Genomic DNA, 7,549 nt, shown 5'->3' with positions numbered 1-7,549 from the left:
CGCGGTGATCGACTGGGGGCGGTACGGCGAGATCTTCTCGTATAACGATCAGACGGAGATCTTCAGTCTCGAGGACGTCGAGTCCTGAAGCACGCCGGCCGGAACGCCGCTCCGGCCCGCTGCGCCACGCATCGGCGGCGGTGCATGGACACCGCCGTTACTGCAGATTGCCCCAGCGATCGACCGCCGGTTCGGCCGACGCCCATTTCCAGCGCGTGCCTTGCTGGCACGCATTCGCAAAATACCAGTCGGCCTTGTCGCCGTCCTTCACCGAGAACGCGAACTCCTTGCAGAGCGCGAGGGCAGTCGAATAGGCGCGCGTCACGCGCACTTCGCCTTCGCCGTTGTCGAGCGGAATCGTGTTCTTGACCTTCCACGGCTTCACTTCGCCGACGGCGAGGCTGCCCGCCGCCTGCGCGATCGCATCCTGCTGGTTCTGATGGAGCTGCTTCATCGTGCGGTTCACGGCTTCGTCCGTCGCGGCCTGCACCGCGATGCCGACCCCGACGCCGACCGCCGGATTCGCGGTCACGAGGCCGGTTGCCGCGCCCGCGAGCGCACCGCTCGCCGCGCCGACCGATCCGCAGCCCGACAGCGCGACGGCCGTCGCGCACAGCGCGCCGAGCGCCGCGATACGGATCGCGACGCTCATTGCAGCGCGCCCCAGCGTTCCGTCGCGGGTTCGGCGGAGGCCCATTTCCAGACCGGGCCGTCGCGGCAGATCGTGGCGACGTAGAACGCCGATTGCGCAGGCTTGTCGGGCTTCGCCGGCGTATCGACCGCGAACACGATTTCCTTGCAGTCGAGCGGGCCGACGCTGATCATCCGGCTGACCGTCACGCGGCCGTGCTCGTCGTCCTCGATCGGAAACGAATGATTCGTCGACCACGGCGCGACGCCACCGACGTCCAGCGGGCCCGCGGCCTTCGCGATCTGTTCCTGCGTATAACGGTGCGCGACGCGCTGCGTGTACTGCACGCCCGCGCGTGCGCCGGCGACCGCGCCAAGGCCGATGCCCGTCGCGACGGCGGCGTTGTTCGTGACCTTGGAGGCGATCGCGGCGCCGGCGATACCGGCGCCGGCCGTCGCACCTTCGCTGTACAGCGAATTGCAGCCGGACAGTAATGCGGCCGCAGCGGTGACTGCCAGCGCGATGCGCACCGGCATGGCCCGGTACGGCGATTCGAAACGAGTGTTCATCCCTGAGTGCAAATCCTGTCTGGGGAAGCGGCGGCGCGTGCGCGGCACGCGCCGTGTCATTGTTTCGCAATCGTCACAGGAAAACTGCAAAGCTTTGACAAATGGGGCGGCTGGCCACTGCGACCGGTCGGCGCTCCTGCATCGGCACGCCTTGCATCGACGAACCGCGCCAGCCGCTCCGGCCCGCGCGCACGCGCGCCGCCATTGTGGGCGAGTTGACGAGGCAGGGGTCGAAGCGTTACAAATTGAAGGGTTTTGTTACCGTTGCGCAAAACGAAGCTGCCTAAACTGTTTTGTCATCACTTGTTTCAACGACGGCCTCGTGCCGCATCGCATGCTATGAGACATCCCGTCATGCGTCGTTCGAAACGGTTCTCGCACCGGCCGCCCGACGCAGGCAACGACCGCTCGCGTCCACCGACCGACGCACCATCCGCACCGCCTGCCGGCGCGCCCGGCGAAACGCCGTCCGACGGCGATCACAACCAGGGCGGTGCGCGCCCGGAAGGGCTCGAGTATCAGCGCGACCTCGGGCAGGAGCAGGACGCCTGAGTCCCGCCGCGGTCGCCTTTCATCGCATCTCTGACGTCTGAACCGCCGCGCGGCAGCGTTTGCGCCGCCGCGCCCGTCATGGCGTGCGCCGCACGCCATTCAATCGAAATCGAGGAGGGGAAGCCGAATGAGCAGATTGATCGTGGTATCGAACCGTGTCGCCATCGGCGAGGACACACGCCCGAGCGCAGGCGGCCTCGCGGTCGGCGTGATGGACGCGCTGCGGGAAACCGGCGGCGTCTGGTTCGGCTGGAACGGCGAGATCGTCGGGACGCCGGACGCGGCGCCGGCGATCCGGCGCGACGGCAACGTGACTTATGCGACGGTCGGACTGACGCGCCGCGACTACGATCAGTACTATCGCGGTTTTTCGAATGCGACGCTGTGGCCCGTGTTCCACTATCGCGGCGATCTCGCGCGCTTCGACCGACAGGAGTACGCCGGTTATCTGCGCGTGAACGTGATGCTCGCGAAGCAGCTCGCCGCGCTGCTGCGCCCGGACGATCTGATCTGGGTGCACGACTACCATCTGCTGCCGTTCGCGCACGCGCTGCGCGAGCTCGGCGTGAAGAATCCGATCGGCTTTTTCCTGCACATTCCGTTTCCGTCGCCGGACGTGCTGCGGCTCGTACCGCCGCACGACGAGCTCGTGAAGTTCATGTGCGCGTATGACGTGACGGGCTTCCAGACCGATGCCGACAAGCAGGCGTTCACCGACTACATCGAGCGGCGCGGGATCGGCACCGCAAGCGAGGACGGCATGCTGCATGCACACGGCCGCGTCGTGAAGGTGGCCGCGTATCCGATCGGCGTGTATCCGGACGCGATCGCGCAGGCGGCCGTCCAGTACGGCGCGCGCAAGCCGGTGAAGATGCTGCGCGACGCACTGGGCGGCCGCAAGCTCGTGATGAGCGTCGATCGTCTCGACTATTCGAAGGGGCTCGTCGAACGCTTCCAGGCGTTCGAGCGCATGCTCGCGAATGCGCCGGGGTGGCAGGGGCGCGTGTCGCTCGTGCAGATCGCGCCGCCGACGCGTTCCGACGTGCAGACGTACCAGCGGATCCGCGAAACGCTCGAAGGCGAGGCGGGGCGCATCAACGGACGGTTTTCGCAGCTCGACTGGACGCCGATTCAATATCTGAACCGCAAGTACGAGCGCAATCTGCTGATGGCGTTCTTCCGCATGTCGCAGGTCGGCTACGTGACCCCGCTGCGCGACGGGATGAACCTCGTCGCGAAGGAATACGTCGCGTCGCAGGATCCGGCCGATCCGGGCGTGCTCGTGCTGTCCGAATTTGCGGGCGCCGCGGCGGAGCTGACGGGCGCGCTGCTCGTCAATCCGTACGACCTGTCGCAGATGGCCGACGCGCTCGAGCGCGCGCTGTCGATGCCGCTCGCGGAACGGCAGGCGCGTCATGAGGAGAACCTCGCGCGGCTGCGCGCGAACGATCTGTCGGTGTGGCGCGATACCTTCGTCGCCGATCTGCGCAGCGTCGCGGCGGCGGCCTCGGTCACGCAGCGTGCGGGCCGGCGCATCGCGCATGCGTGAGCACGCGAGCGCGTCCGGCGCCGCCCGGTGCGCGCCGGACGGCGATGCGCTCGATCGTTTTTTCGTCGTCACGGGCGGGCCCGGTTCGGGCAAGAGCACGCTGCTCGACGCACTCGAACAGGCGGGCTTCGCGCGTTCCGCCGAAGCCGGGCGCGGCGTGATCCGCGATCAGATGGCGATCGGCGGCCGCGCGCTGCCGTGGGACGATCGCGCCGCGTTCGCGGAGCTGATGCTGAGCTGGGAGATGCGCTCGTACGATCTCGCGCGGCGCGCGCGCGGGCCGGTGTTCTTCGATCGCGGCGTGCCGGACGTGATCGGCTATCTGCAACTGACCGGTATCGAGGTACCCTCGCATGCCGAAGCGGCCGCGCGGCATTTCCGTTATCACCGCCGCGTGTTCATCGCGCCGCCCTGGCGCGACATCTATGCGCAGGACGCCGAGCGGCGACAGGATTTCGACGAGGCCGTACGGACGTACGACGCGATGGTCGCCTGCTATACGCGTTACGGTTACCGCCTGATCGAACTGCCGCGCGCGAGCGTGAAGGCGCGCGTGCGCTTCGTACTGGACGCGCTCGACACGGCCTGAACGGCGCGTCGGCGCGCGGCGCGTTCAGGCCGACGCATCGGGCTGCGGCGAGGCGATGCGGAGCATGCTGACGACGGCCGCCGTCGCCGCGAACGCGGTGGCGACATAGAGCGCGATGGTCGGCCCGCGGTCGGGCGCGAGCCCGAAGATCAGCGCGACGAGCGCGGCGCCGAGCGTCTGGCCGGTGAGCCGCGCGGTGCTCAGCATGCCGCCCGCGCCGCCGCTGCGCGCGCGCGGCGCGGACGACAGCATCGCGCGATTGTTCGGCGACTGGAACAGCCCGAAGCCCGCGCCGCACAGCGCCATCCGCCAGACGATGTCGAGGGTGCCCGGATGCGCGCCGATCGTTGCGAGCGACAGCAGCCCGGCCGCGAACAGCGCGAGCCCGATGCCGCCGAGGATGCCGGCCGAGTAGCGGTCCGACAGCACGCCCGCGAGCGGCGCGGCGAACACGATGACGAGCGGCCACGGTGTCATGTAGAGCCCCGTTTCGACCTGCGAGAAACCGAGCGAATTCTGCAGCCAGAACGGCAGCGCGACGAACGCGAGCATCTGCGACGTAAACGATGCGACCGACGTGCAGATCGACAGTGCGAACATCGGGATGCGCATCAGGTCGACCGGCAGCAGCGGCGCCGGCTGCGACAACTGGCGCTTCACGAAGAAGTAGCCGACGACGAGCGCGACGATCAGTTCGGCCGCGACATACAGGCGGCCTTCGCCGTGGCCGAAACCGTCGACGGCCATGATCAGCAACCCGAACACGCACGCGTTCATCAGCGCGCTCGGGATGTCGTACGGCGCGTCGTGCAGCGGGTTCGTCGGCAGCGCGCGCACGCTGCCGAGCACGGCCGCGATGCCGATCGGCACGTTCACCGCGAACAGCCACGGCCACGATGCGAACGACAGGATCGCGGACGCCACCGTCGGCCCGATCGCCGACGACAGCGCGACGACCATCGCATTGATCGACAGCCCGCGCCCGAGCATCGACGACGGGTAGATCATCCGCACGAGCGCCGCGTTCACGCTCATGATGCCGGCCGCACCGAAGCCCTGGATCACGCGCATCACGGCTAGCGTCGGCAGCGAGCCGGCCAGCGCGCAGCCGAGCGAGGCAGCGGTGAACAACGCGAGGCCGGCGATGTAGACGCGGCGGTAGCCGATCCGTTCGCCGAGCGACGCGAGCGGCAGCAGCGTGATCGTGACCGCGAGCTGATACGCGTTGACGATCCAGATCGATCCGGCATCGGAGGCGTGCAGGTCGCGCGCGATCGTCGGCAGCGCGACGTTCGCGATCGCGCCGTCGAGCACGGCAAGCGTGATGCCGAGGGCGACGCAGACGATCGCCCAGTAGCGTTGCGGAAGCGGCAGGCCGGTATCGGCGTTCATGGCGGGAGTGAAAGCAGGTTGTCCGGCAGCGGCGCCCGGTTGCGTACGCAACGATGAAGACGGGCGATGACGGCGATGCGTCCGGCCCGGCGCAATGTCGCCGGAAGCGGACCGGCCGAGTGTATCACCGGCCCGCGTCGCGCGTATCGGACACGCGATGCCGGGCGGCGCGCCCTCAGCCTTCGAAGTCGAGGCCGCCGAGCCGCACCAGCGGATCGGCCTGCGTGCGCGACGCGAGATCGATGTCGCGCGCGCCCTGCCACGCATTCAGCTTCTTCGGCAGCGCGGCCAAGTAGTGCTCGAAGCGCTGCGCGCCGTCCGCTTCCATCAGCCGCTCGATCTCGTCGGTATCCCACGTGAGCTCGAGGTTCAGCGGATGCGCGAAGCCGCTCACGTGCTCGTGCGGTGCGCTGCGGATGCGAACGCGTGTGGGGTGCCCGTGGCCGCCGTACGGCACGACGTCGGTCGACACGTGATCGGCGAAGAAGGCGGCGATCGCCTGCGCGATGCGCGGCGCGAACTCGGTATCGAAACGGCGGGCGGTTTCGGGCTGCATGAGCGTCTCCTGAGTGCCGAAAATCGTAGCACGGCGGTGCCGCGTTTCGGCATGCCGCGCCGCCGTAATCGCGCGTTACCACTTGCTGCATCTATTACCGCCGCATGCGCCCACAATGCATCGCATCTCGTACCACTTCGCGTGGGAGCCTCACCATGAAAAAAATCGCTGCAGTCTGTGTTCTCGCCGGTTCGCTTGCGGTAGCCGGCCCGGCGTCCGCGCATGGCCGCGACGGCGGCGCGGTGATCGGCGCGCTGATCGGCGGCGCCGTGCTCGGCGCGATCGTCACGTCCGCGCTGAATCCGCCCGTCGCGTATCAGGCGCCCGTGTACCAGGCGCCAGCCTATCAGCCGCCGACTTACTATCAGGCGCCCGCGTATCAGCCGCCTGCGTATCCGGCCTATCAGCAGGCCCAGTATCAGGACGACGGCCCGCGCTATTGCTACGACCGCTATCAGCGTGCGTACGTGTGCGGTGCGCCCGTGTCGGGCGGCTATGCGCAGCCGGCCGGCTGGTAAGCGGCGCCTGCCGATACGTGGAGTTCGAATGACAAAAGGCCCTCGCGTCGTGCGAGGGCCTTTTTGCTGGCTGTACCGTGCGTCGGTCGCGTTCGGCGCGCCGGTGCGCGGATACAAACGGTTGCAAATCCGTCAGTGGCGATGCCCGCCACCGTCGCCGCGGCCGTGCCCGCCGCCGCCTCCGCCGTCGTTCCAGTCGCCGCGGCGGCCGCCGCGGCCCCAGCCGCCCCAGCCGTGATCGCCGCGGTCGCGATCCCAGCGGCGATAGTCGCGATGGCCGCGATCCCAGTCCCGTCCGCCGCCCCCGCCGCCCCAGATGTTGACCGTGCCGTAGACGGGCGAGGGCGCGTAAGCGGGGCCGTACGCGTAGCCCGGATCCGAGTAGTACGACTGCCCGTAGCCGTATCCGGCGTCCGGTCCGACGACGCAGCCGGCCAGCAGTGTGGCGGCGCCCGCGGCAGCAATGAGCTTCAGCATGATGTTCTCCGTTGGTTCCGCTATAAATACCGCGCGCGAGCGTTGCCGGCTGTTCGCAATTGTGTCGCGAAATTACAGCGGCGTAAGGTGTTGCGGGGAAAGTGTTAGCATCCCGGGCTCTTTTGTTTGCAAGGAGCACATCGATGAAATTCGCGATCCGGGCCGCGCTGGCCGCGTTCTGCGTGACGACTGCCGCGTGCGCGGCTACGCCTGCGTCGGCGCCGGCCGTATCGGCCGAGTCGATCAAGATGTTTCCGCAACCGGCAGCCGGCCAGCAGCGCTTCGTGATCGCGCTGCCCGCGCTCGAGAACGAAGGCGATGCGCGCGTCGAGTTGATGATCGGCAAGACGCTCGAGACCGACTGCAACCAGCACTGGTTCGGCGGCGAGCTCACTGCCGAGGACGTGAAGGGTTGGGGCTATCCGTACTATCGGCTGACCGACGTGAAAGGGCCGGCAGCGACGATGATGGCCTGCCCAGGGCAGACGCCGCAGCAGCGCTTCGTGCAGGTGCGCACCGACGGGCAGCTGCTGCGCTACAACAGCCGCTTGCCGCTCGTCGTGTACGTGCCGGACGGTTTCGACGTGCGCTATCGCGTATGGCACGCGTCGACGGACGTGCAGCAGGCAGTCGGCCGCTAACGCATTCGCCGGGCGCGGCGCCGCGCGATCACGACTGCGCGGGCGGCGCGGCGCCCGCGCCCGTGCCCGTCAGCG

10 protein-coding genes are annotated in these 7,549 nt (G+C 68.6%); 5 read left to right on the top strand and 5 right to left on the bottom strand.

All coding sequences use genetic code 11. The features are described 5' to 3' along the window. Window positions 1-157: 157 nt before the first annotated feature. Both HMPREF3115_RS12620 and HMPREF3115_RS12615 read right to left on the bottom strand, forming a co-directional pair. Entirely contained in the window at window positions 158-652 is a 495-nt protein-coding gene (locus tag HMPREF3115_RS12620; protein WP_006405718.1) for a hypothetical protein, read from the bottom strand. Then, a complete protein-coding gene (locus HMPREF3115_RS12615; RefSeq protein WP_006405717.1) occupies window positions 649-1,200 on the bottom strand; it encodes a hypothetical protein in 552 nt (183 codons plus the stop codon). The genes HMPREF3115_RS12620 and HMPREF3115_RS12615 overlap by 4 nt, the downstream gene beginning before the upstream one ends. A gap of 354 nt (window positions 1,201-1,554) precedes the next feature. On the opposite strand from HMPREF3115_RS12615, the gene HMPREF3115_RS12605 reads away from it, so the two are divergent. The 3 genes from HMPREF3115_RS12605 to HMPREF3115_RS12595 all read left to right on the top strand — a co-directional run bounded on the left by HMPREF3115_RS12605 (window position 1,555) and on the right by HMPREF3115_RS12595 (window position 3,890). Next, on the top strand, window positions 1,555-1,752 hold the full coding sequence (locus tag HMPREF3115_RS12605) for a hypothetical protein (protein WP_006398655.1): 198 nt from the start codon (window positions 1,555-1,557) through the stop codon (window positions 1,750-1,752). 127 nt (window positions 1,753-1,879) lie between these two features. After that, window positions 1,880-3,301 carry an alpha,alpha-trehalose-phosphate synthase (UDP-forming) gene (gene otsA / locus HMPREF3115_RS12600; RefSeq protein WP_070554609.1) on the top strand — a complete coding sequence of 474 codons (1,422 nt, stop codon included), beginning with the start codon at window positions 1,880-1,882 and terminating at the stop codon, window positions 3,299-3,301. Continuing rightward, on the top strand, window positions 3,294-3,890 hold the full coding sequence (locus HMPREF3115_RS12595; RefSeq protein WP_006405714.1) for an AAA family ATPase: 597 nt from the start codon (window positions 3,294-3,296) through the stop codon (window positions 3,888-3,890). Before otsA ends, HMPREF3115_RS12595 begins: the two co-directional genes overlap by 8 nt. 24 nt (window positions 3,891-3,914) lie before the next feature. Here HMPREF3115_RS12595 and HMPREF3115_RS12590 read toward each other — a convergent pair whose 3' ends face one another. Together HMPREF3115_RS12590 and HMPREF3115_RS12585 are read right to left on the bottom strand one after the other, a co-directional pair. Further along, window positions 3,915-5,282 carry an MFS transporter gene (locus HMPREF3115_RS12590; protein WP_006398658.1) on the bottom strand — a complete coding sequence of 456 codons (1,368 nt, stop codon included), beginning with the start codon at window positions 5,280-5,282 and terminating at the stop codon, window positions 3,915-3,917. 175 nt (window positions 5,283-5,457) lie between these two features. Then, window positions 5,458-5,838 (bottom strand): DUF5594 family protein, encoded by a 381-nt coding sequence (locus HMPREF3115_RS12585; protein WP_006398659.1) that lies wholly within the window; start codon window positions 5,836-5,838, stop codon window positions 5,458-5,460. Between the two features lie 155 nt (window positions 5,839-5,993). On the opposite strand from HMPREF3115_RS12585, the gene HMPREF3115_RS12580 reads away from it, so the two are divergent. Then, window positions 5,994-6,356, top strand: a complete 363-nt coding sequence (locus HMPREF3115_RS12580; protein ID WP_006405713.1) for a hypothetical protein — start codon at window positions 5,994-5,996, stop codon at window positions 6,354-6,356. A gap of 132 nt (window positions 6,357-6,488) precedes the next feature. On the opposite strand, the gene HMPREF3115_RS12575 is transcribed toward HMPREF3115_RS12580, so the two are convergent. Beyond that, window positions 6,489-6,833: a hypothetical protein gene (locus HMPREF3115_RS12575; RefSeq protein WP_006398661.1), complete on the bottom strand. Its 345-nt coding sequence runs from the start codon at window positions 6,831-6,833 to the stop codon at window positions 6,489-6,491. Window positions 6,834-6,976: 143 nt separating this feature from the next. Here HMPREF3115_RS12575 and eco point away from each other — a divergent pair, with 143 nt between their 5' ends. After that, window positions 6,977-7,474 (top strand): serine protease inhibitor ecotin, encoded by a 498-nt coding sequence (gene eco / locus HMPREF3115_RS12570; RefSeq protein WP_065494575.1) that lies wholly within the window; start codon window positions 6,977-6,979, stop codon window positions 7,472-7,474. Window positions 7,475-7,549 lie beyond the last annotated feature (75 nt).

The organism is Burkholderia sp. HMSC10F09 (assembly GCF_001806955.1).
Lineage (GTDB): Bacteria > Pseudomonadota > Gammaproteobacteria > Burkholderiales > Burkholderiaceae > Burkholderia > Burkholderia multivorans.
Note: the sequence above shows the minus strand (reverse complement) of the source record. Positions and strands in the feature narration are given on the sequence as shown.